Source organism: Ruegeria sp. YTSA108 (genome assembly GCF_059610185.1).
Genome location: NZ_JBXWND010000002.1, coordinates 172215 through 195583 on the forward strand (window position 1 = coordinate 172215; position 23369 = coordinate 195583).

Genomic DNA, 23369 nt, shown 5'->3' on the forward strand with positions numbered 1-23369 from the left:
AAATGCGTGAATCACTGAACCTGCTTATGCACCATATGAAAGGCAGGGTGTAGCACCGGTTACGACTTATCCGTTCCCTCGTGTGCTTCATGTGCCAGATGGCCATCCCAGCCTTCAGTGGGGATTTTCGGCTCGGGTGGATCGGCGATGTAAGACGGGGTCATAATCTGCACATTGTTCTCATTGAACACAGCCACAATATTGCGATGCAGGTCTGACCGAATTTTCGGGATGATGCTGCCCCGCGTAGTATAGCCGTTGATCTGATAATTGATCGCATAGTCGGCCAGAGCGGTCCACAAAACGAATGGTTCTGGCTTTGCCTTGATTGCCTTTGTTCGGCGCGCGGCTTCGATCAGCATCGCTTCGACCTTCTCCGTGGGCTCCTCATAGCCGATACCAACAGTCGTATGCAGCAACAGCCCGCTACCATCTGTTTTCTTTGAAAAATTGATCACATCCGAATTCATCAACTGCGCATTTGGGATCGAGATCAACTCGTTCTTGATAGACTTCAGGTGGGTCTCCATCAGCTTGATCCGTACAACGTCGCCGATGTGGTCGCCAATCTGGATGCGATCGCCGATCGAGGTTGAGCGGCGGTAGATCACAAACAGCCCAGCCAGCATGTTGGAGACCACCGAATTCGCGCCAAGCGATAGCATCGCACCCACCAGAATAGTCAGCCCCTGAAACGCGGCCGAGTCCGACCCCGGAATGTAGGGCACTGCAAACACCAGAGCGATCAGGATAACAACCACGCGGGCGATATTGAACGTTGGGTTCACCCAGTGCTTTTCGAAATCGCCAAGGTCAAAAGTTCCGGCCTCAACCGCGTCAAAGAACACACGCATACCCTTGATAATATACATTGTAACCCATGTGATCAGGCCCAGCATGATCAGGTTCGGGAAATAGCTGATGATTCCCTTAAAGATCAGAAGAACGGGTTCTGTCAGATAGGTTAGCAGCAGTTGCGCGAAATATCGGGTTTCAGCAAAGGAAAGTAGGACAAAGGACAGGTAGTAGTAAAAGCCCAGAAAGAAGATGATCAGCAGTATGAAGTTCAGGCCGTAACGGACCAGTGCCGCAATCGCTTCGGCCTGTACGCTTTTGGCTGTAGCGGTCTCAACATCTTTCAGGTGGCGCTTAACAAACTTCAAGGTCCGCCGTCGGATACTGCGATGCAACCACAAGATAACCACGACGAACACAACGAAACCAAGGGTCCAGCCCGCCGCTTCTATGGCGCCGGATACGCGGGCCTGATCGGTTCGGTTGGCTCGGTAGGCGATGATCGCCTCTTCGATGGCCTGGCCATGCAAATAGCTGAGAACATCCAGCTTTATTTGATCCAGCGCGGCGTCAGCCTCTGTGACGATGGTGACCTGTACGCCGTCGGCCCGAATGCTGGTCCCCAGCTCTGTGTCTTCAAAAGTAATCGAGACCTCTGTGCTTGTTGAGGCTTCGGCAACTTCGACGATGACCTCCTGCACCCGCTCGACACGTTCCGACGCCGGTAGCGCGCTGGACCCACGCAAGAAAAACAGCATCTCACCGTCGACAATAACCGGTGCTTTGAAGGTCTCGGACTGTTCATCATCCTCGCGGATGTCTTCCACGATATCCTGAGCTGATGCCGCGATTGGCAGGGCCAGTAGCAAGGCCGTCACGATCAGCCGGACAAACATGCCAAAGGATTGAATAAAATGCGTCATCGGACCTCCCTCATTACAACTATATCCGAGCGGGAGCATCTTCATAGAGGGTAACTGACCCGGCGCCCTTAATCCTTGGAAATGCAGAAAGACCGGCAAAGTTATCCATGTTTTTTAAAGAATAAATTCCAAGCGCCTCCTGTCCTTGCAAACAGGCATTTCAAAGAATAGGTTCTCGCCAAATTTGCGGAGCATTTTCGCAGTACCAAACCAAAAGGAATATCCCATGGAAGGTGGCGCAATCGCCCAGTTTCTCCCGCTGATCCTGATTTTTGCGATCATGTATTTCCTGCTGATCCGTCCACAGCAGAAGAAAATGAAGGAACATCAAGCCATGGTCGAGGCCGTGCGCCGGGGCGATCAGGTCGTTACCCAGGGTGGGCTGATTGGTAAAGTGGCCAAGGTCAAAGAAGGCGACAACGAGATCGAAGTCGAAATCGCCGAGGGAGTCAAAGTCCGCGTGGTTAAATCGACCATTTCGCAGGTTCTGAACAAGACTGAGCCGGCGAAGTAACTTCGCGATACAATCCCTTGAAAAGGCAGGGTAATGCTGCAAATTGATACCTGGAAGCGGGTTCTGATCTGGCTGGTCTGCGTGACTGGCTTGCTGATGGCCCTGCCGAATGCGTTTTATACGCGCGTTGAACAATCCAATGACGCCAAGGCGGCGATCGAGCTTGGCGTCGACACCCCTGAAATGCAGGCAGAGGCGGCGCAATGGCCGAACTGGCTGCCGTCGTCGCTGGTCAATCTAGGGCTGGATTTGCGTGGTGGCGCGCATCTTTTGGCCGAAGTTCGGGTGGGTGACGTCTACGAATCCCGCATGGATGCGATGTGGCCGGAAATCCGGGATGCGCTGCGGGATGAACGTGCCACTGTGGGCACCATCCGTCGCCAGGAAGCGGCGCCTGATGAGATTCGCCTTCGCATCAGTCAGCCCGAGGGCATGTCCCGCGCGCTGGAGGTTGTCCGCGGTCTGGCCCGTCAGGTGCAGACCCTCAGCGGTGTAGGGGCCACGGATATCGAGGCCCGCGCCGAAGGTGATACGATCATTGTACAACTTTCTGAGGCCGAGAAGCTGGCCTCAGACGACCGCACCGTGCGTCAATCGCTGGAAATCATTCGCCGCCGGATTGACGAGGTGGGCACCCGCGAGCCGACCATCCAAAGGCAAGGCACCGACCGTATTCTGATCCAGGTGCCAGGTATCGGCAGCGCAGGAGAGTTGAAAGAGATCATCGGCACGACCGCGCAACTGACCTTTAACCCCGTCGTTGGGCGCGGAACCGACCCCGATGCGATAGCGGGCGTTGGCGAAGAGGTGGTGCCGTCGATTGACGAAAATGGCGTCTATTACACGTTGGATGCCGCGCCGGTTGTAACGGGCGAGGAACTGGTCGATGCGCAGCCCGCGTTTGACCAGAATGGCCGCCCGGCGGTGAGTTTCCGCTTTAACACCTCTGGCGCGCGTAAATTTGGTGATTACACGCTGGAAAACATCGGGGCACCCTTCGCCATCGTCCTGGATGACGAGGTGATCTCGGCCCCGGTGATCCAAAGTCATATCCCCGGCGGGTCTGGTATCATCACCGGTAATTTCACCGTCGAGGAAAGTACAAATCTGGCTGTCCTGTTGCGCGCAGGGGCACTGCCCGCCGGGCTGGAGTTTCTGGAAGAAAGAACCATCGGCCCCGAGCTGGGCCAGGACAGTATCGACGCGGGTAAGGTGGCTACCATCGTGGCCTTTGTCGCGGTGCTGACATTCATGGCGCTCAGCTATGGCCTGTTTGGTTTCTTCGCCAATATTGCGCTGATCATCAACGTTGGCCTGTTGTTTGGTCTGCTTTCCCTGATTGGGGCGACGTTGACCCTGCCTGGGATCGCGGGGATCGTTCTGACGGTAGGTATGGCGGTGGATGCCAACGTACTGATCTTCGAGCGTATCCGAGAGGAACTGAAATCTGCCAAAGGTCCTGCCCGCGCGATTGAGCTGGGTTATGAAAAAGCGCTGTCGGCCATTCTGGACGCCAACGTGACCACCTTCATTACCGCTGTAATCCTGTTTGCCATGGGCAGCGGGCCAGTGCGCGGGTTCGCAATCACTTTGGGTCTGGGTATTCTGACCTCGGTCTTCACCGCGATCTTCGTGACGCGCCTGATGATCGTGATTTGGTTCGAACGCCGCCGTCCGAAAACGATCGAGGTTTGACATGAGACTGAAACTCGTACCCCAGAATACCTCGTTCGATTTCTTCAGTCGCTGGAAGATCTGGCTGGGTATCTCGGCCTTGATGATGATTGTCGCGTTTACGTCTTTTATGCTGCAGGGCCTGAATTTCGGCATTGATTTCCGTGGAGGGACCACCATTCGGACCCAAAGCGCGCAGGAAATCGATGTCGGCACATATCGTGACGCTATTGCGCCGCTTGGACTTGGCGACGTGACGATCACCGAGATTTTCGATCCGAGCTTCGGGCCAGATCAACATGTCGCGATGATCCGCATTCAGGCGCAGGATGATGCTGAGGCTGTCAATGCGGCCACGATTGAACAAATTGGCGAAGCTCTTGCCGCAGCGGACCCCGGCTTGAAACTGCCCTTCGAAAGCGTCGAATCTGTAGGACCCAAAGTCTCGGGAGAGCTTATCCAGACCGCCGTAATCGCGGTGGTGCTCGCCATTGGGGCGGTGCTTGTCTACATCTGGCTGCGGTTTGAATGGCAGTTTGCGCTGGGGGCTGTCGCTGCGCTGGTGCATGACGTCATCCTGACTATCGGCATCTTTTCCGAACTGCAGATCCGCTTTGATCTGGCGATCATCGCTGCGCTGCTGACCATCGTGGGCTATTCGTTGAATGATACGGTGGTCGTGTTCGACCGGGTGCGCGAGAACTTGCGGAAATACAAGAAAAAGGACCTAAAGGAGGTTCTGAACATTTCGATCAACGAAACGCTCAGCCGAACAGTCATGACCTCTGTCACCACCTTGCTGGCGTTGATTTCGCTCTATGTTCTGGGCGGGGATGTGATCCGCGGGTTTGTCTTTGCTATGATTTGGGGTGTGATCGTAGGTACCTATTCGTCCGTCTTTGTGGCCTCAACCATCCTGTTGTGGCTGGGCGTCAAGCGCGACTGGTCCAAGCCATCAAACACTTCTGGCAACCAGTTTGCCAACATCGATGCCTGAGTATTTTGGCCAGTCCCCCACAGGGCTGGCCATCATAGTTTTTGCTGCCTTTCTTGGCGGTGTAGTGCGCGGCTTTTCCGGATTTGGGACCGCCCTGATATTCCTGCCAATCGCAACCCCATTCCTTGATCCTTTCAAGGCGCTGACCTGCCTGACAATCATGGATATACTGGGCCCGCTGCCCAACCTTCGCCGGGCCTGGCGCGAGGTCGACAGGGGTGATCTGGTCCGTCTGGTGGGAGGGTGCGCACTCGCTCTGCCATTGGGGCTGTGGTTGCTGACCACGGTCGATCCACATGTATTTCGCTATACAGTTAGCCTGTTGGCGTTTCTTATGCTGGCTATTCTGGTGTTCGGTCTGCGCTATCACGGTCATGTCAGTCGCAAAATGGTTTTGGGAATAGGAGGCGCTGGTGGGTTTTTGGGCGGTGTCGCGGGCCTGCCTGGACCGGCCGTTATCTTGTTCTATATGTCTCGACCTCTGCCCGTGGCCGTGATCCGTGCGACGATCCTGTTATACCTGTTCGCCTTTGATTTTCTGCTGCTCGGGTACCTGACTGGCATGGACCGTATCACGCTGCCTGCTGTGATATTGGGTCTGGTTCTGGCGGTCCCCAACCTGGCTGGTAATTGGCTGGGTGGTTGGATGTTCCGGCCCGAGCGGGAAAAGCTGTATCGTGCCGCTGCGTATCTGGCGATAGCGCTTGCAGCCTTGTCAGGCTTACCGCTTTGGGGCTAGATGCCTCCTATGCGTATGAATGAAATCTCTTATGACAATGCGGCCCCTGTTGACGGATATGGTCCTGGGTTTTTCCGCATCGGTGGTCAGGTCTATGACGGGTCGGTACTGACCGGCCCGGCAGGATCAGCGAAATGGGGCGGGTACGACGACAGTGATGGTCTGTTGAAATTGGCGGGTCAGGTCGATGTGCTGTTTATTGGAACCGGCGCTGAGCTGGCCCATATTCCTTCTGATCTGCGCGCCGCCTTGGAAGATTCGGGGATCGGGGTTGAGATCATGAACTCTCCGTCCGCGTGCCGCACATACAATATCCTGTTATCCGAAGGGCGCCGTATTGCGCTGGCGCTGCTACCGGTCTGATCGGATTCTTTTCCTCTGTCCTTGCGCTTAGATGCCACCCAAATACGTTGCTGTCGGTATGCTGCGGCAAATCCCGCCTTTTGCCTCTGACGGCAATAGGATAAGCGGGATTCATGACATTGACCGTGACCGACCTGTCGATCGCCCGAGGGGGCGTTCCTGTGCTGGAAAATCTCAGCTTTTCGCTGGAGCCCGGAAAGGCGCTTATCCTACGCGGGCCGAACGGGATCGGTAAAACAACGCTGCTGCGAACGCTGGCAGGCCTGCAGCCTCCGCTTGAGGGGCAGATCGACGGGGCTGAGGACCGGATCGCCTATGCCTCACATTCCGACGGACTCAAGCCGACTCTGACCGTGGTGGAAAACCTGTCGTTCTGGGCGCAGGTCTTCGGCAGTCACAGCATTCAACCGGCCTTGGACGCGTTTGCTTTGACTGAGCTGTCGGATCGCCATGCCGGCAATCTGTCGGCAGGCCAGAAACGTCGATTGGGGTTGGCGCGGATGTTGGTCACCGAACGACCCATCTGGATGTTGGATGAGCCCACTGTGTCGCTGGATAAGAATGCAGTGCAGATGTTTGCTGACGCGGTGCGCGCGCATCTGGGGCAGGGTGGGTCTGCCTTGATTGCCACCCATATCGACCTTGGTCTGGACGGAGAGGTCCTGGATGTGGGGCCCTACAAGGCTAAACCGAAACCTGTCGATGATCTCGACGGAGGTTTCCTGTGATCGCCCTGCTTTTACGTGATTTGAAACTGGCCTTCCGTGCGGGCGGAGGGTTTGGCCTTGGCCTGGCGTTTTTTCTTATCGTCACCGTGCTGGTGCCTTTTTCAGTTGGCCCGCAATCCGCGTTGTTGTCCACGATTGCACCTGGCGTGCTATGGCTGGGGGCACTTTTGGCCTGCCTTCTGTCACTTGACCGGCTGCTTGCGCTGGATTGGGAGGACGGCTCGCTCGACCTATTGGCGACGGCGCCCCTGCCGTTAGAAGCGGTCGTAACGATCAAGTCTTTGGCGCATTGGCTGACCACGGGCTTGCCACTGGTTCTGGCCGCGCCTTTCCTGGGCGTTCTGCTTAATCTGCCTTTGCCCGGCTTTTTCTGGCTTGTCGTCTCACTTTTGATTGGCACGCCCGCGATGAGCGTCATCGGAACCTTTGGCGCCGCTCTTACGGTCGGCTTGAAACGCGGCGGATTGCTGCTGTCGCTTCTTGTGCTGCCTCTTTATGTACCGACGTTGATCTTCGGGGCCGAGGTCGCGCGCCGCGGCGCAACAGGAATGGAAACGCAGACACCCTTGTTGATGCTGGCTGGGATCACTGCGGCGACGATTGCCCTGTTACCTTTTGCCAGCGCCGCCGTGTTGCGCATTAACCTACGGTGACACAGTGTAACTTTGACGGATGTCAATTGAGAATGAACCCGACTCGGACTAGATAAGGCCCATGTCTATCGCAGCCAAAGCCAATACCCTCTGGGAATATGCCAATCCGCGCAAGTTTCTTGCCACCAGTGAACGGGTGATGCCGTTCTTCTGGGGCGCGGCTTTGGTTTGCATCGTCATTGGTCTGGTGTGGGGATTTTTCTTCACACCCGATGATTACAAGCAGGGATCGACCGTCAAGATCATTTACCTGCATGTGCCCGCCGCACTGATGGCGATTAACTGCTGGCTTATGATGCTGGCGACCTCTCTGGTTTGGCTGGTTCGCCGTCATCATGTCAGTGCGCTGGCTGCGCGCGCGGCCGCACCTGTGGGCATCGTGATGACATTGATTGCGTTGGCAACCGGGGCGATTTGGGGGCAGCCCATGTGGGGCACCTGGTGGGCCTGGGATCCACGTCTGACCTCATTCCTGATCCTGTTCCTCTTCTATTTGGGCTATGTCGCCTTGTGGGAGGCGATCGAAGACCCTGATACGGCTGCCGATCTGACCTCGATCCTGTGTCTGGTGGGGTCGGTCTTTGCTATCCTCAGCCGTTATGCGGTGAATTTCTGGAATCAGGGGCTGCATCAGGGCGCTTCTGTCCTGCGGGCTGGTGCCGTGACTGGAGCGGATACCGAAGAGAAGGTCAGCAATATCTATTTCTATCCTCTGCTGCTGTGCATTGTCGGGTTCGTGTTGTTGTTCATCGCCTTGGTACTTTACCGCACGGGTACTGAAATTCGCACGCGTCGGACCAAGACTCTGCTGGCGCGGGAAAGGGCAAACGGATGATCCCTGATCTTGGAAAATATGCCGATACGGTGCTCTGGTCCTATGTGGTTTCCATCGGGCTTTTGCTGGCGCTGGTTCTGGTCAGCGTGATGCGGGGCCGCAAGAGCCAGGCTGAATTGGAAAAAGTTGAACAGAGGATAAAGCGCAATGGCTAAGATCTCGCCCCTGATGATTGCGCCTCCGTTGATATTTGGTGCCTTTGCTGTACTTGCCGGTATTGGCATGTTCCGTGATGATCCAAACGCTTTGCCCTCGGCCCGTGAGGGCCAAACCGCGCCACCGGTTGTATTAACAGATTTTGCAGGCAAGCCACAATTTGACGACGCAACGCTGCGCGATGGACAGATCAAGCTTGTGAATTACTGGGCCAGTTGGTGCGCGCCCTGCCGGGTAGAGCACCCGAACCTGCAGGCCCTGTCGGATGAAGGCATTCCTGTCTACGGTATCAATTATAAGGACAAGCTGGAAAATGCCGAGGCATTCCTGAACGAACTTGGTGATCCCTATACGGGTATCGGCCGGGATGAACAGGGACGCATGGCGCTGGACTGGGGCGTTTACGGCGTACCGGAAACCTATGTGGTCGACGGCGACGGAACCATTATCCTGCGCTTTGCTGGGCCGATTACCCAGCGCGTCATCGAAGGAACTATTCGGCCCGCTTTGGAAAAGGCTAAGGCCGATTAACGCGGCAGGGTGAGGGAAGAAACACCAGTCTTCTGAATGATCTGGTCACAATCATCCATCTTGGTGCTGTCACCGTAGCCCCTCTGGTTGGGCAGAACCAAGTGGGAGGTCGGTGAAAAAGCCAGGCACAGCATCCTGGCGCAAATGGAACGTAAAAAGGGCGCCCGACCGGGCGCCCTTTTTAGTTTGCTCAGAGATCTTAGTCGGCCTTGGCCAGGTTCCGCAGCACGTAATGCAGCACGCCACCGTTTTCGATGTATTCGATTTCGGGCGCGGTATCGATGCGGCACTTAAGGGTTATGGTTTTCTCAGAACCGTCACCGTAGGCGATGGTGCAGGGCACCTCTTGCAGCGGCTGGATCGTATCCAGACCGTGGATCGAGACGGTTTCATCACCCTTCAAGCCCAGCGTTTTGCGCGAGTCGCCACCGGTGAATTCGAACGGTACAACTCCCATGCCAACCAGGTTCGAGCGGTGGATACGCTCAAAGCTTTCGGCGATCACCGCTTTGACACCCAGCAGAGCTGTGCCTTTGGCCGCCCAGTCGCGCGACGATCCGGCGCCGTATTGCTCGCCACCGAATACAACCAGCGGCGTGCCCTGTTCCTGATAGGCCATCGACGCGTCATAGATTGAAGTCTGCTCGCCATCGGGGCCTTTGGTGTAACCACCTTCGACGCTGTCCAGCATCTCGTTCTTGATGCGGATATTGGCAAAGGTGCCGCGCATCATGACCTCGTGGTTGCCACGGCGCGACCCGTAAGAGTTGAACTCGCGCGGTTGCACCTGACGGTCGGTCAGATACTTGCCAGCCGGTGTTGTCGTGGCAAACGAGCCTGCAGGCGAGATATGGTCAGTGGTGACCATATCGCCCAGAATGGCCAGAACCTTGGCGTCTTCGATGTTCGAAATTGTGCCCGGCTCGGTCCCCATGCCCTGGAAGTAGGGCGGGTTCTGGATATAGGTCGAGGCCGGTGGCCAGTCATAGGTTTCGGCATCGGTGGTATCGACCGCTTGCCATTTCTCGTCGCCTTTGAAGACGTCTGCATATTTCGACAGGAACGCCTCACGGGTGACCGTCTGTTCGACCAATTCCGCCACTTCTTGCTGGGTTGGCCAGATGTCTTTCATAAAGACATCATTGCCGTCCTTGTCCTGACCGATCGGTTCTGAGGTCAGGTCGATATCCATCGTACCGGCCAGCGCATAGACCACGACCAGTGGCGGTGAGGCCAGGTAGTTGGCGCGAACATCCGGACTGATACGGCCCTCGAAGTTGCGGTTGCCCGACAGGACAGACGTGGCGACCAGATCGCCTTCGGCAATCGCCTCAGACAGCTCTTTCTGGATCGGACCCGAGTTGCCGATACAGGTCGTGCAGCCATACCCAACAAGGTTAAACCCGATCTTATCCAGATCTTCCTGCAGGCCAGCGGCCTCAAGATAGGCAGATACAACCTGCGATCCCGGTGCCAGCGAGGTCTTGACCCAGGGCTGACGGTTCAGGCCCAAGGCCGCGGCTTTGCGGGCCACCAGACCAGCGCCGATCATCACATATGGGTTCGAGGTGTTGGTGCAGGAGGTGATCGATGCGATCACAACTTTACCGGATTCTAGGGTATAGTCTTCGCCTTTGACGGCGACTTCCTTGCCCATGGGTCGCTTGAACGTCTCGGACATTTCCCTGGTGAACGCCGCCTTGGCACCGGTCAGAGCAACATAATCCTGGGGGCGCTTCGGGCCCGAGATCGCGGGAACGATGGTGCGCATGTCCAGCGACAGGGTGTCGGTGTAGATCGGCGCGTAATCTGCGTCGCGCCAGAAGCCGTTTTCCTTGGCATAGGCTTCGACCAGCGCGATGCGATCTTCGTCACGGCCGGTGTTACGCAGATAGCGCAGCGTTTCACCGTCAATCGGGAAGAAACCACACGTCGCGCCATATTCCGGGGCCATGTTGGCGATGGTTGCCCGGTCGGCCAGCGGCAGACGGTCCAGACCTTCGCCGAAAAATTCGACGAATTTGCCCACAACACCCTTTGCGCGCAGCATTTCGACGACCTTCAGAACCAGATCGGTGCCGGTGGTGCCTTCAACCAGATCTCCGGTCAGCTCAAAGCCGACAACCTCGGGGATCAGCATCGAGATCGGCTGACCCAGCATAGCGGCTTCGGCCTCGATCCCGCCGACGCCCCAGCCCAGAACGGCCATACCGTTGACCATGGTGGTGTGACTGTCGGTGCCGACCAGCGTGTCGGGATAGGCAACCTCGTTGCCATCCTGATCCGTGTCGGTCCAAACGGTCTGCGCCAGATATTCCAGGTTCACCTGGTGACAGATCCCGGTTCCGGGGGGCACAACGCGGAAGTTGTTGAAGGCACCCTGACCCCATTTCAGGAACTGATACCGTTCCATGTTGCGTTCGTATTCGCGGTCAACGTTCATCTGGAACGCGCGCGGGTTGCCGAATTCGTCAATCATGACCGAGTGGTCGATGACCAGATCAACGGGGTTCAACGGGTTGATCTTCTGCGCGTCGCCGCCCAGAGCCTTGATACCATCGCGCATGGCGGCCAGATCGACCACTGCCGGAACACCGGTGAAATCCTGCATCAACACGCGGGCAGGGCGATAGGCGATCTCGCGGGGGTTCTTGCCACCTTTGGCGCCCCATTCGGCAAACGCCTTGATGTCGTCGACCGAGACGGAAAATCCGTCATCTTCGAACCGCAACATGTTTTCCAACACCACCTTCAGGGCGGCGGGCAGTTTCGAGAAATCACCCAGGCCGGCCTCTTGCGCGGCGGGGATCGAGTAAAACGAGATGGACTTGCCATTCACGCTCAGGCTGCGGCGTGTCTTGGCGGTATCCTGTCCGACTTTGATGGGCATCTGTGGCCTCCCTCTCAAATGACGTGGAATATGGGATTCGCTGAGGGCTATCTGCATCACCCAAGCGCGCGGTTCAAGGTCCAACAGACCGGGTGCGGCAATTTTTGTATACCATTGCACACATTTTTGCGAAAACCTTGTGTCACCGGTCTCAAGAAACCTTGATTGGTGCTTGATCAGCGTTCCGTCTAAACCAGTAATGCACCCCATGAAACCCGAGAGCAAACATGTTCAAATCTGCAACCGCAACCGCGTTGGCATCCCTGTTCCTGGCTACTTCGGCCATTGCAGAAAGCGGACCCGTAGTGGTGGAGCTGTTCACCTCGCAGGGATGTTCGTCCTGCCCCCCGGCTGACCGGATCATGCACGATCTGGCCAATCGGGATGACGTCATCGGGTTGGCGTTGCATGTAGATTATTGGGACTATATCGGATGGGAGGATGAATATGCCGACCCCACCCATACTGAGCGTCAGCGCAGCTATGCCGGAAATTCCGGGCGTACGGTGATCTATACGCCTCAGATGGTAGTTAATGGTCAGCAGGATATTGTAGGGGCAGATACGGCAAAGCTGGATTACCTGATCGGCGACCATTCCAAGGCCGCTCCGCTGGCGTCGGTTTCGGCCTCGCGTACAGGAGATAACGTAACTGTCGACGTTTCCTCGATCAGTTTGCCACCGGATCAGGTCTATGACATCCGGGTGGTGCAATACACGCCAATGCGCCATGCTTCGATCCGGCGCGGAGAGTTGGCCGGACAAGAACTGGATTATGCCAATGTGGTCGAGGCCTGGACAGTAGCCGGGCAATGGGACGGGACAGCGCCTAAGACCTATAAGGTATCTTTGACGTCAGGTTTGCCGGCCGTTGTGTTGGTGCAAGGGGTTGGCCATGGGCCGATTATTGCGGCAGCACGCGTTCGCTGATCAGGGCATGTCTTTGGCTTGGACGCCTAGCCCGTTCCAGGTTTTCCAGCGACGATGAATCCAGAACCACTGACCCATATGCTGTCGGACAATCGCCTCGAGGTCATCATTGGTGAACTGGGTCATCGTCTTTGGATCCGTATGTGGGACCGGTTCGTGCAGGATGATTTCGAAATCAACCCCATTGGGCTGACGCACCGCATAGCACGGAATCAGGACGGCTTTGTATTTCATTGCCAGTTCAGCATTCAAAACCGACGTCACGGCCGGTTTGCCGAAAAAAGTCAGCTCTTCCCCGCCATGTGCGTGCAGGTCTGACACAATAGCGATGATCCCGCCTTTTTTGAGTGTCCGCACCATTTCGACCATCCCGCGACGGCCTTGTTCGAACATCGGGGCGCCGGTTTTGTAGAACGCATCGACATACATGTCGTTGAAGTAGGGGTTCGCCATTCGACGGTAGAGGCAGCCAATAGGCTGACCGCTGCGTTCTTGAAGGGCTATACGCGCGGCCAGGTAATGGCCGAAATGCGCAGTGATCATCATCACAGGTCGCCCCTCTGCCAAGGCGGAATCAAAGGCAGCAAGGCCCGTACCCGTGACTTTGGCAAAGCGTTGGCGTTCTGTGAAATCCTCGGGCGAGAAGTGCTCCATGATCGCGCGTCCGGCGTTGTCAGGAACGGCCTTGCAGATGCGTTTCACTTCGGATTCAGTCAGGTCCGGGCAGGTGAGTTTCAGATTGCTGCGTACTCTTTTCGAGAACCCGACCAACGGTGCAAGGTTTCTCGCTATGGCGCCCATTGTGGCAATGCGTGCCTCATAGGGCAGCAACCGTAACGCTTTGATAACGCCTTTCAGGAACATGCCGGATACATAGTATTTGCCAAGCTCGGACCTGTTTAGTTCAGACTTTTCAACGGGCATCAGAAGGTCTCGGCGTCTGTTGTGAATTGCCGGGTCAGACATACAAGCCGATCGCGGTAACCACAAGCTTTCTGCTCGGCCAGAAATTTTGGCGCGCTTTCTCTCTTTATTCGTCGCCGTCATCATCCCGGAGCGTGATGGTTCCCTCATCGACAAGTGTCCGGATGGCGCCAATGATCTGGGTCATCGCCTCCTCTGCAGCGGGTTGTTTGATTTTTCCGACCTCATCCATTTCTTCGCGCAGGTTTTCGGCCATACGCGACGACATGTTGGACAACAGGTAGTCAACCGATGCCCTGTCTCCTTCCGTTTCTGCACCGGCGAGCGCTGTAACCAGGACGGGTTGTTCCACACCGCGTAGAATGGCCGGTACATCACGGGGCAGAATGCGGGACGGGATATGGGCGAAGGTGAAAATGGATTGGCGAACTATGGTGGCAAAATCGGCGTCCTCTTCTTCTAATGCACTCAGCAGGCCGTCCCGGGTCGAAGCAGCGGACTGATTCAGTATCGCGCCAACGCGGGCACCCGGTCCGTCGGCAAACGCTGTGGCCGGGCGCTGATCCATCTGAGCCGCCAGCGACCACCCGATCCGCTCGACGGACTCTGGGCTGACATTTGCAGTTTTCGAAACCGCATAGGTAATACGCCGAGCAACTGGGCCGGGAAGGTGCCCTAGCAGTTGCGCAGCTTTGGCGGTTTCAAGTTTCGATAGCATCACGGCCGCAATCTCGGTGCTTTCGGCCTGCGCCATTTCGGCCAGATCTTCTGTAGGGATCTCTCGCAATCGCTGCCAAGGATCGCCGATCTGGCGTATGCCGGCCACTTTACGCAAACGCGCCGCAGTGGCCGGGGCGATTTTGCCGTTCACCACATCCAAAGCGCCCGCCAGACCATGTGGAAAGGACAGGCCAACACTGTCCAGCGCATCTGCAAATTCACCGGCAACTGCGTCCAAGGTAACCCGGTCGACAAGGCCCATTTTGCCCAGTTGGTGGGTTAGCTTTTCCTGTAAATCGTCGGGGAGCTCTTCCAGCGGAATGTCCGCCCCATCATTCAGCAAGAGACGCACAACCACCGCCGCCTTTTGTCGGCTGCTGAGGCTGCGGGCCACCAAGCGAAGGTCGTCATCGTTTTCTTTGGCCAGCTGGGCAGAAGCCCCCGGGGCCACCTGTACCAATGTATTTGTGTTCTGCATCTGCCTGCGGTGCCAAAGTTCCTGTTCCACAGGCAGATTACAGAGAGTCGGGTAAAGAAAAGCTGAAGTTTAGTAGTTGTAGGTCAGTCCGGTGCGGATCGCCTCGCGCAGGGAAACTTCTGCCCAGGTTCCTTCGCCGCCACGTGCTTTGATTTCACGCCACTGCGCAATCGCCAGATCAGTTTTGCCCTCGGCGACAAAGCCTTGCGCCATATAGGAACGTGCCAGAATATTGTCGGGATTTGCGTTAATTGCACCTTCATAGAACAGGTTCGCCAGTTCCAGCTTGCCCATCTTCCGATAGGTAAAGCCCCAATAGGTCATGACGCGATCGTCATTCTGGTCCATCACGCGCAGCACGCCTTGGGCGTTTTTGAACTGCCCGTCATAGGCCAGTTCACGCACGGCGTGGTACAGTTGATCCTGAGTGAAATTGGTGTTGCTGGGCTTTACGCATTTGCCCGCGGCCTCATCATAGACCCGTCCGAACAGACATTTCTTGGTGGTGTTTGTTGTTTTTGGCGGCGTCGATCCCCCGCCGCCACCTGCGGCATGAACCATGGGGGCAAATGTAAGGGCCTGAATTGCAATAACCGAAGCTAGGATGAGGCGCATAATTGGTCTCCGTTCGTAGGGCTGCTCAGAATAAGCATAGCGCGTTCTATACAAAAGCTAACAACTGATCGCGCGAATTTATTCACAAGTTAGAAAGCGGGAATGATCCTGCCGTGATCAAGCAAAGAAAAACCCGCACAAAGATTTTGAGCGGGTCAGTATTGCAGAGTCTTTACGAAATTTTACTCGCCAAACACCCGGGCAAAGATCGTATCGACATGTTTGGTGTGATAGCCGAGGTCGAATTTCTCTTCGATCTCCTCCTTGCTCAACGCGGCGGTCACGTCAGTATCCGCCAGAAGTTCTTCTTTGAAGTCTGTGCGGTGTTCCCAGACCTTCAACGCGTTGCGTTGAACCATGGCATAAGCCTCTTCACGGCTGACCCCTGCCTGCGTCAGCGCCAGCAGAACCCGCTGGCTCATCACTAGACCGGGGAACTTGTTCATGTTCTCCATCATGTTCTCGGGGAAGATCAGCATTTTGTCGATCACGCCCGTCAGTCGAGCCAGAGCAAAATCCAGTGTGATCGTGGCGTCCGGCCCAATCATGCGTTCCACCGAGGAGTGTGAGATGTCGCGTTCGTGCCAGAGCGCCACATTCTCCATCGCCGGGATCACCGCCGCGCGCACCATGCGCGCCAGCCCGGTCAGGTTCTCGGTTAGTACAGGGTTCTTCTTGTGCGGCATCGCCGAAGACCCTTTCTGCCCCATCGAGAAGAACTCGGCCCCCTCAAGAACCTCGGTCCGCTGCATGTGACGAATTTCAATGGCAACGTTTTCGATGCTGCTGGCGATCACGCCCAACGTGGCAAAGAACGCGGCATGGCGGTCGCGGGGGATGACCTGCGTGCTGATCGGTTCGGGCACCAGTCCCAGCTTGTCGCAGACATGCTCTTCGACCTGAGGGTCGATATTGGCAAAGGTGCCGACCGCGCCGCTGATCGCACCTGTTGCAATCTCGGCCCGTGCGTCGCGCATGCGGGACAGGTTGCGATCCATCTCGGCATAGAAGCGCGCGAATGTCAGGCCCATTGTGGTGGGCTCGGCGTGGATGCCGTGGCTGCGGCCGATGCGGACAGTGTCCTTATGTTCGATCGCGCGGCGTTTCAGAGCGGCCAGCAAACTTTCGAGGTCGGCGATCAGGATGTCGGCAGCGCGGGTCAGTTGAACGTTGAAACAGGTATCCAGCACGTCCGAGCTGGTCATGCCCTGATGCACGAAACGCGCCTCATCACTTCCGACATGCTCGGCCAAGTGGGTCAGAAAAGCGATGACATCGTGTTTGGTGACGGCCTCAATCTCATCAATGCGGGCCACATCGAATTCCACATTCTTGGCCTTCCACACGGCCTCGGCGTTTTCACGCGGGATCACGCCCAGATCGGCCATGGCGTCACAGGCATGGGCCTCGATCTCGTACCAGATGCGGAACTTCGTCTCGGGCGACCAGATGGCGACCATGTCGGGGCGGGAATAACGTGGAATCATTGGCAGCGGCACCTTTTTATGATTTGGCAGAGGTCGTTGCGGCGCGGTTTAAACCCAGCCGCCCTACGGAACAAGGCGCGAGTGCGGTGATGAGACGGTTTGCCCTGATTTTGTCCCTTTGGCCTGGTGTTGCGGCAGCGACAGAGTTCTGCCCGCTGACGGGTGATGAAATTGCCGAAGCCTTGTCGGGCAAAAAACTAACTTATGGCGACGGCATCTGGCAAACATTCGACCAAAGCGGGGTGACCCATTATTTTTCGGGTCGTCCCAGCACCGGAAAGTGGGCCGTGCAGGGCGATCAGTATTGCTCGGTTTGGCCGCCTTCGGGTATCTGGGCGTGTTATGATGTTCTGCAAAGCGGTGTCATCATTCGATTTATTGACGACGCAGGCGAGATCACAGACGGGTATTATCCCGAATGACCTTTCCAAACGAACTGACCGACTTCGAAGGGGACTGGAGCCTGTCACGCACCATTCGGGATGCGTGGGCCGGGCAGGTGGTTTTGGCCGATGGCTCTGCGCGATTCACCAGGTCCAAAGACGGTCTGATCTATGACGAGACGGTAACTCTGCGCATTCCGGGCCAGCCCGAGATGATGGGAACGCGCCGATACCTGTGGCACGACAAGGGCGAAAGCGTTGCGGTGCATTTTGATGACGGGCGTTATTTCCACGCTCTCAAGCTGGGCCAGGCGCAGGCTGCGGATCACCATAATTGCCCGCCGGACAGCTATGACGCAGTCTATGATTTCTCGGGCTGGCCCTGCTGGAGGGTCCGTTGGACCGTGTCCGGCCCCCGGAAATCATACGAAATGAATACGGAATACATGCTGCGGTAGCGTAATCATCTTGCAGATGCGGCGCTGACAGGGCATTCCTGTTGCAGAATCTCGGTCCGTTTAGGGAGAAACAACATGAATGCGAACGTATTGGCCAATGCATTTGGCCCACGTGAAGGGACGGCGCTGCGCGTCAAACAGGTGGTTTTGGTTGCTTTGGGCATCGTTGCCTTGGCAGTCGCCGCCAAGATTAAAGTGCCGATGTGGCCAGTTCCAATCACCATGGGTACATTTGCGGTTCTGACCATCGGCACCGCCTATGGCGCACGGCTGGGTCTGGTAACCATGATGGGCTATCTGCTGATCGGCGCGCTGGGCTTTGACGTATTCGCGGGCTCTTCGGCTGAAAAATTCGGCCTTACTTACATGATGGGTGGCACAGGCGGCTACCTAGCCGGATATGTGCTGGCAACCCTGATGCTGGGTACGCTGGCCGCGCGCGGCTGGGACCGTTCGGTCGTGAAAATGGCGCTGGCGCTGGTACTGGCCAACGTTCTGATCTATGTCCCCGGCCTGCTGTGGCTGGGCCAGCTCTATGGCTGGGACCAGCCGATCCTGGCATGGGGCCTGACACCATTCCTGGTGGGTGATGCGATCAAGCTCGCGCTGGCCGCGCTGCTGATCCCCGGCCTGTGGAAGCTGGTGGGCGACGCCCGCACCTAAACCACAGTCAACCTGGTTGACATGAACCGCGCCCGGAGCGATCCCGGCGCGGTTTTTTGTTGCGCCAACAAGAGGCTGGACAAAACCGGTCGACACAGTTCAAGCTGTAGCAATAGAAACAACAGGTTATTCAGATATGCCTAATCTATTGAGGGCTGTAACCCTTTCCTGCGCGGTTGTTTGCGCCGGGGCAGGGAGTGCAAAAGCCGAAACACCGATCACCTATACTGATGAAGGGCGCGCCTTGTTCAGCTTTGCGGTACCAGATTTTTGGTCGGTTCGTACTGGCGGCCCGCGTGAGGTCGATGACACCGAGCTGAACGATCCCCGCGCGGTTGCCCGAGTCATGGGGATCAAACCGGTAACGGATGACAACGTATGGATTGGATTTGTCTCGCCATCTGGTGTGTCATCCATCGACGGTGGCCTGCGATACCTTCAGGATATCGACAAGTTTCTAGTCAAAGATCCGATCGTTTCGGAAACAGTCGCAACCCAGATCGGAGGTCTGCCAGCGCGGGTTATCCGCGGTACCGGCACCCGTGATCGGCGGGGGATAAATTTTACGGCCACAGTGATTGACTTGCCGCGTGATCGCGTGGCTGTCGCAGTGGCCGTATTAAGAGACGGCGCCGATCCTGGCTATGTGGACGACCTGAATGCCGTATTCGCGTCATTCCGGTCGCTTCAGTGAGGAGGTTTGGATGACTCGAAAGCTGATGAAACGGTCGATCGCCGCGCTGGTATTCGGTTTGACCAGTATCACCTTGTCTGCCTGCGACGGCGTGACGGTTGGTGTGGGATACGGATATGATCCGTTCTATGACTCGATGCTTTGGAACGACTACTATCACGACGTTGATGTGGACATTGATGTAAATCGTCCACCGCAGGGTAAGCCTCCGGTCAAACCCAAACCTCCGGTCACCAAGCCCCCGGCGCGCCCACGCCCCCCTGTCGCCAAGCCCCCCGCACGTCCACCGGTTGCCCGGCCACCAGTTGCCCGGCCGCCTATTCACCGCCCGTCACCGCGGCGGCGCTGATGCGGATCAGGACAGCAATTCCGTCGTGATTTTCGCTGTTCCTTCAAGTGTCCTGTGAACAGGGCACTTGTCGGCGATTTCAAGCAGACGTGCGCGCTGATCCTGATCCAAGGGGCCCTCGAGCCGGATTTTGCGGCGGAACAGATCGACCTTGTTGTCAGTGATCAGACCCGCATCCTGTGCGTGGACCTTGTTATGGCAAACATCGACAGTGATGCCTGTTAGTGGCCAGCCCTTGCGCCGCGCATACATCCGGATTGTCATCGAAGTACAGGCTCCCAGACCCGATGACACAAAGCCATAGGGCGACATACCGCGGTCGGTGCCTCCATATGAGGCCGGTTCGTCCGCAACAGCATGATGCTTGGGGCCGGACTGAATGTCTTGCTGGAATCCGTTGGGATCGGCCTCTGTCACCCGCACTACGCCTTCGGGCGCACCCGGTGGTGGGGCAGGCGGGCGCAGCACCACATAGCGCGTAACCCAAGCCGCTATTACATCTGCAGCATATTCCGCATCTGCCGCGCGTGTAATCAGGTGATCAGCGTCGTCCAGCGTCACAAAGCTTTTGGGATGTTTGGCTGCCAGAAAGATCGCGCTTGCATTGTCAATACTAACCGTTTCGTCGCGTGGCGCATGAAGTATCAGCAGCGCGGCCTTCAGATCCGCAATCGCAGGGGTTAGCGCGGATTGGGCGATATCTTCGACGAACGCTTTGCCAATACGGAACGGGCGACCACCCAAAGTGACCTCGGCCGATCCCTCTTGTTGGATTTCCGACAGTGCGGCGTCGAAATGGTGCGAGACATGCCCTGGATCGGCAGGCGCGCCCAGCGTCACAACGGCCTTAACACTCGAAATACCAGCTCGGGCGCGCAGAACCGCTGCCCCTCCGAGAGAATGCCCGATCAGCAGAGACGGGGACATGTTCCGTCCAGCCAGATACCGTGAGGCGGCGATCAGATCCTCAACATTCGAGGTGAAGGTGGTGTTTGCAAATTCGCCGTCTGAATGACCCAAGCCTGTGAAATCAAACCGTAACACCGCGATACCCATCGCTGCCAGACGGGCTGCGATCCTGCGCGCGGCCGGGATATCTTTTGAACAGGTAAAGCAATGGGCAAACAATGCCGTAGCAAGGACAGGCCCGTCTGGCAGGTCGAGGCGCGCAGCCAGTTGGTGGCCGTCGTGACCGGCAAAGGTGATGCGTTCGGTGGGCATGGCAGTTCCTTACGTCATGAGGTGCCTCAATATTGTGGCCGCCAGCGAGGGGTCTCAACCCCTATGTAAGAAGCGTCACGGGAAGGTGAGACTGGGTCAGGGGCCGGCGGAGTTCTGGTGCGATAGATTTCATCAACTTTTGTGATGCATTACCAGTCAAACATTCACTTTAATAAAGCGAACGCCACCCTCATCTTGAGCCTGTCGAACACAATCAGCCACGGAGGCAACAATGGTACATCTCACTTCTCAGCCACATGGCACAAATCTTCGCGTAGATTTACTGATCGTTATCGCCGTAACTGCGGTCATCAGTTTTGCCGCGGGTCAGAACTGGACACAGCCGACATCTTTTGCCAGCACCGAAATCGAGGACTGGCATGGGAACGTCAAACGGTCAAACTGGCCGAACTGAGGGGTCAGGCCAGCCCCATAAGCTGTGGGTCAAAGGGATAGGTGGACAGGTTTTCATACCCATCCTCAGTGATCAGAACCTGATCTTCGAGTTTGATTGAGAAATCTCCACCTACCTCGCCAACCGCAGCTTCGACGCATAGAACCATGCCCGGTTCCAGCGGATAATCATAAGCGCCGGCGACGGCCTTGTCCGGATAGGCGACCAGAGGCCACTCGTCACACAGGCCAACGCCGTGCATCAGGCAGCCGTATTTCTGGTCCTGAAACTTGCTATCCAACCTATGGCTGTTGGCGGTCAGTTCAGGGATCATAACGCCGGGTTTCAGCATCTCCATATTTGTCATGATATGCTCATGCGCGTGCTGCATGGCATAGACCATATCCGGGCGGGGTTTCTCGTCCCCGATCCACCAAGTGCGCGAGATATCGATGCAGATGCCGTAAGACCCGATCAAATCGGTATCGAAGGCGATGATTTCATTCTTTTGCGTGATCCGGGGACCACATTCCTGAAACCAAGGGTTGGTGCGCGGGCCTGACGCCAGCAGGCGGGTTTCGATCCACTCACCCCCTCGCCGGATGTTTTCGGCATGCAGAATGGCCCAAATGTCGTCTTCCGAGGTTCTTCCGTCTCCGACATTGGCGCGGGCAAATGCCTCCATCTCGGCCACCGCGGTCTCGCAGGCGTGATTGGCACAACGCATCGCCAGAATTTCGTCCGGGCCTTTCACGGCGCGGGACTTTTCAGTGACTTCCTCGCCTTCCATGATCTCGAACCCCTGGGCCTCAAGGGCGCGCAAACCGTGCAGCATGATCTTGTCCACGGCCAGCCGCTTGTTGCCGCCGCCATGCGCATCAATCAGCGCCCGCACTTCGTTCGAGAGCACATCCGCCGCAACATCGACCTTGTCGCCGCGATCGAAATAGAACAGGTCGGCGCCCGAACGTTGTTCCTTAACTAACGGGTTGAATTTGCTTAGAAAAGGTGAGTTTTTATAATCCCAGATCACCATATACCCGTCGGCACATAACAGCACCGCGCGGAAGGGGTTATGCGTGTTCCAGAGCTGCATGTTGGTGCTGTCTGTGGCGTATCGAATGTTCAGAGGATCAAACATCAACAAGCCACCATAGCCACGATCTACGATGGCCTTGGTCAGACGTTTCCACCTAAACTCACGCATCCTCTCAAGGTTCGGCAAGGACAGCCCGGCGGCTTCCCATTCGGCGAAGGCCAGCTGTGTGGGGCCGATCTCGATCCGGTCCAAATCATTGGGCGTGCCGTCCCCAAGCGCTGTGCCTTTGGTGGGGTCGATCTTGCGGATATCTCTATGGTGACGGTTCATAGTAGCCCTCCCTGCCTGTTTATCGAGCGTGAAGAAGCATTCTTTCAGCGTCTTGATAATTTGCGACCGCCATCCGTCGCTTTTTGACCGACAAGTCGAAGTGCCGATGTTAGGTCGGGCTCATGGCGACCATTTTGCAGACCTCTACACCCTATGATCCTTTGAAACCCCGCCCGCTGCCGGGTGTTCAGCCCGCCAGTATGGAAACTTGGTTGCATCAGGACGAAGCATTCGCGGCCCAGATGCAATATCGGGAAGCGTTGCTGAAAGAGCGTCGCGCCGATGTTCTTGCGCTGGCGCCCGAAGCCGAACCAGCCGCACAAGAAGTCTTGGACCTGGTGTTGCAATATGCGTACCCCGGATGCTCAGACCTCGTCACGAGAGCCGATGGGCAGAAGGTCCAGATTGATCGGCAGGTCCCAATGGAAACCCTTTGCAGACTGGTGCAGGAGGATATCTGTATCTTGCAAAAGCAAGGGGACGAACATGTTTTGACTGGCGCGGTTTTGTGTTTTCCAGCCAGTTGGCGACTGTCAGAAAAATTCATGCGTCCCCTGATCGACATCCATGTACCGGTCAACAGCTACGACGAAAGCATCGCGCGCCGTGTCCAGCGGTTGTTTGATGGGATTCAGCCCGATAAGCCGCTCTGGCGGTTTAATGCGCTGTGGTATGAGGATGCCGATCTGCATCAGCCTCGAAGCGCTACAGAACCGCGCCAGGTCAGTTCACCCGGAGCCGCACGCTATTTACGCAGCGAGAGGCAAACATTGTTGCGGCTGCCGAAAACGCGGGCTGTAGTTTTTTCGATCCACACCTATGTTCTTGAGGCTGGAAGCCTGCGCCAAAAAGAAAACCCCACCTGACGGCGGGGCTTCCTAGGAGGG

26 protein-coding genes are annotated in these 23369 nt (G+C 56.7%); 18 read left to right on the forward strand and 8 right to left on the reverse strand.

Annotated elements, in window-relative coordinates; translation table 11 throughout:
- Nucleotides 1-59: 59 nt before the first annotated feature.
- A complete protein-coding gene (locus AC2FHW_RS03880) occupies nucleotides 60-1718 on the reverse strand; it encodes a mechanosensitive ion channel family protein (protein ID WP_496821454.1) in 1659 nt (552 codons plus the stop codon).
- 226 nt (nucleotides 1719-1944) lie between these two features.
- Here AC2FHW_RS03880 and yajC point away from each other — a divergent pair, with 226 nt between their 5' ends.
- The 10 genes from yajC (at nucleotide 1945) to AC2FHW_RS03930 (ending at nucleotide 8908) form a co-directional block, all read left to right on the forward strand.
- Complete coding sequence (gene yajC / locus AC2FHW_RS03885; RefSeq protein ID WP_142633080.1) at nucleotides 1945-2232, forward strand: preprotein translocase subunit YajC; 288 nt, start codon at nucleotides 1945-1947, stop codon at nucleotides 2230-2232.
- A gap of 33 nt (nucleotides 2233-2265) precedes the next feature.
- Entirely contained in the window at nucleotides 2266-3927 is a 1662-nt protein-coding gene (gene secD, locus AC2FHW_RS03890) for a protein translocase subunit SecD (protein ID WP_282027340.1), read from the forward strand.
- A gap of 1 nt (nucleotide 3928) precedes the next feature.
- Nucleotides 3929-4903, forward strand: a complete 975-nt coding sequence (gene secF, locus AC2FHW_RS03895; protein ID WP_142633084.1) for a protein translocase subunit SecF — start codon at nucleotides 3929-3931, stop codon at nucleotides 4901-4903.
- A complete protein-coding gene (locus AC2FHW_RS03900; RefSeq protein WP_271947703.1) occupies nucleotides 4896-5642 on the forward strand; it encodes a sulfite exporter TauE/SafE family protein in 747 nt (248 codons plus the stop codon). Before secF ends, AC2FHW_RS03900 begins: the two co-directional genes overlap by 8 nt.
- A gap of 9 nt (nucleotides 5643-5651) precedes the next feature.
- Nucleotides 5652-6005: an Mth938-like domain-containing protein gene (locus AC2FHW_RS03905; protein WP_271947701.1), complete on the forward strand. Its 354-nt coding sequence runs from the start codon at nucleotides 5652-5654 to the stop codon at nucleotides 6003-6005.
- 113 nt (nucleotides 6006-6118) lie between these two features.
- Nucleotides 6119-6733 carry a heme ABC exporter ATP-binding protein CcmA gene (gene ccmA, locus AC2FHW_RS03910; RefSeq protein WP_142633088.1) on the forward strand — a complete coding sequence of 205 codons (615 nt, stop codon included), beginning with the start codon at nucleotides 6119-6121 and terminating at the stop codon, nucleotides 6731-6733.
- Entirely contained in the window at nucleotides 6730-7386 is a 657-nt protein-coding gene (gene ccmB / locus AC2FHW_RS03915) for a heme exporter protein CcmB (protein ID WP_282021834.1), read from the forward strand. The genes ccmA and ccmB overlap by 4 nt, the downstream gene beginning before the upstream one ends.
- A gap of 61 nt (nucleotides 7387-7447) precedes the next feature.
- Nucleotides 7448-8221 carry a heme ABC transporter permease gene (locus tag AC2FHW_RS03920; RefSeq protein ID WP_142633092.1) on the forward strand — a complete coding sequence of 258 codons (774 nt, stop codon included), beginning with the start codon at nucleotides 7448-7450 and terminating at the stop codon, nucleotides 8219-8221.
- Nucleotides 8218-8376, forward strand: a complete 159-nt coding sequence (gene ccmD / locus AC2FHW_RS03925) for a heme exporter protein CcmD (protein ID WP_185956600.1) — start codon at nucleotides 8218-8220, stop codon at nucleotides 8374-8376. Before AC2FHW_RS03920 ends, ccmD begins: the two co-directional genes overlap by 4 nt.
- Nucleotides 8369-8908, forward strand: a complete 540-nt coding sequence (locus AC2FHW_RS03930; protein ID WP_142633094.1) for a DsbE family thiol:disulfide interchange protein — start codon at nucleotides 8369-8371, stop codon at nucleotides 8906-8908. The genes ccmD and AC2FHW_RS03930 overlap by 8 nt, the downstream gene beginning before the upstream one ends.
- Nucleotides 8909-9107: 199 nt before the next feature.
- Here the strand turns inward: AC2FHW_RS03930 and acnA are convergent, their stop codons facing one another.
- Complete coding sequence (gene acnA, locus AC2FHW_RS03935) at nucleotides 9108-11798, reverse strand: aconitate hydratase AcnA (protein ID WP_496821457.1); 2691 nt, start codon at nucleotides 11796-11798, stop codon at nucleotides 9108-9110.
- 227 nt (nucleotides 11799-12025) lie between these two features.
- Between acnA and AC2FHW_RS03940 the strand changes: the two genes are divergently transcribed.
- On the forward strand, nucleotides 12026-12727 hold the full coding sequence (locus AC2FHW_RS03940) for a DUF1223 domain-containing protein (RefSeq protein WP_281971901.1): 702 nt from the start codon (nucleotides 12026-12028) through the stop codon (nucleotides 12725-12727).
- Here AC2FHW_RS03940 and AC2FHW_RS03945 read toward each other — a convergent pair whose 3' ends face one another.
- The 4 genes from AC2FHW_RS03945 to purB all read right to left on the reverse strand — a co-directional run bounded on the left by AC2FHW_RS03945 (nucleotide 12728) and on the right by purB (nucleotide 16951).
- Nucleotides 12728-13651 carry a lysophospholipid acyltransferase family protein gene (locus AC2FHW_RS03945; protein WP_271947683.1) on the reverse strand — a complete coding sequence of 308 codons (924 nt, stop codon included), beginning with the start codon at nucleotides 13649-13651 and terminating at the stop codon, nucleotides 12728-12730.
- Between the two features lie 106 nt (nucleotides 13652-13757).
- Complete coding sequence (locus AC2FHW_RS03950) at nucleotides 13758-14849, reverse strand: flagellar motor switch protein FliG (RefSeq protein ID WP_271947681.1); 1092 nt, start codon at nucleotides 14847-14849, stop codon at nucleotides 13758-13760.
- Between the two features lie 69 nt (nucleotides 14850-14918).
- On the reverse strand, nucleotides 14919-15464 hold the full coding sequence (locus AC2FHW_RS03955; RefSeq protein WP_142633104.1) for a tetratricopeptide repeat protein: 546 nt from the start codon (nucleotides 15462-15464) through the stop codon (nucleotides 14919-14921).
- Between the two features lie 182 nt (nucleotides 15465-15646).
- Nucleotides 15647-16951: an adenylosuccinate lyase gene (gene purB, locus AC2FHW_RS03960; RefSeq protein WP_271947679.1), complete on the reverse strand. Its 1305-nt coding sequence runs from the start codon at nucleotides 16949-16951 to the stop codon at nucleotides 15647-15649.
- Between purB and AC2FHW_RS03965 the strand changes: the two genes are divergently transcribed.
- The 5 genes from AC2FHW_RS03965 (at nucleotide 16942) to AC2FHW_RS03985 (ending at nucleotide 19498) form a co-directional block, all read left to right on the forward strand.
- Nucleotides 16942-17373 (forward strand): hypothetical protein, encoded by a 432-nt coding sequence (locus AC2FHW_RS03965; protein WP_496707911.1) that lies wholly within the window; start codon nucleotides 16942-16944, stop codon nucleotides 17371-17373. The genes purB and AC2FHW_RS03965 overlap by 10 nt on opposite strands.
- Nucleotides 17370-17792 (forward strand): DUF6314 family protein, encoded by a 423-nt coding sequence (locus AC2FHW_RS03970; RefSeq protein ID WP_271947675.1) that lies wholly within the window; start codon nucleotides 17370-17372, stop codon nucleotides 17790-17792. Before AC2FHW_RS03965 ends, AC2FHW_RS03970 begins: the two co-directional genes overlap by 4 nt.
- A 75-nt stretch (nucleotides 17793-17867) precedes the next feature.
- Complete coding sequence (locus tag AC2FHW_RS03975) at nucleotides 17868-18455, forward strand: biotin transporter BioY (protein WP_496821459.1); 588 nt, start codon at nucleotides 17868-17870, stop codon at nucleotides 18453-18455.
- 136 nt (nucleotides 18456-18591) lie between these two features.
- Entirely contained in the window at nucleotides 18592-19149 is a 558-nt protein-coding gene (locus AC2FHW_RS03980; protein WP_271947673.1) for a hypothetical protein, read from the forward strand.
- Between the two features lie 10 nt (nucleotides 19150-19159).
- A complete protein-coding gene (locus AC2FHW_RS03985; protein WP_271947672.1) occupies nucleotides 19160-19498 on the forward strand; it encodes a hypothetical protein in 339 nt (112 codons plus the stop codon).
- Between the two features lie 6 nt (nucleotides 19499-19504).
- Here AC2FHW_RS03985 and AC2FHW_RS03990 read toward each other — a convergent pair whose 3' ends face one another.
- Nucleotides 19505-20719, reverse strand: coding sequence for a bifunctional alpha/beta hydrolase/OsmC family protein (locus AC2FHW_RS03990; RefSeq protein ID WP_142633114.1), 1215 nt, complete (start codon nucleotides 20717-20719; stop codon nucleotides 19505-19507).
- Nucleotides 20720-20951: 232 nt separating this feature from the next.
- Between AC2FHW_RS03990 and AC2FHW_RS03995 the strand changes: the two genes are divergently transcribed.
- On the forward strand, nucleotides 20952-21134 hold the full coding sequence (locus tag AC2FHW_RS03995; protein WP_496688461.1) for a hypothetical protein: 183 nt from the start codon (nucleotides 20952-20954) through the stop codon (nucleotides 21132-21134).
- A 4-nt stretch (nucleotides 21135-21138) separates the two neighbouring features.
- Here the strand turns inward: AC2FHW_RS03995 and dddP are convergent, their stop codons facing one another.
- Complete coding sequence (dddP, locus tag AC2FHW_RS04000) at nucleotides 21139-22482, reverse strand: dimethylsulfonioproprionate lyase DddP (RefSeq protein ID WP_496821462.1); 1344 nt, start codon at nucleotides 22480-22482, stop codon at nucleotides 21139-21141.
- A 122-nt stretch (nucleotides 22483-22604) separates the two neighbouring features.
- On the opposite strand from dddP, the gene AC2FHW_RS04005 reads away from it, so the two are divergent.
- On the forward strand, nucleotides 22605-23348 hold the full coding sequence (locus AC2FHW_RS04005; RefSeq protein ID WP_282021830.1) for a heme-dependent oxidative N-demethylase family protein: 744 nt from the start codon (nucleotides 22605-22607) through the stop codon (nucleotides 23346-23348).
- Nucleotides 23349-23369: the final 21 nt, after the last annotated feature.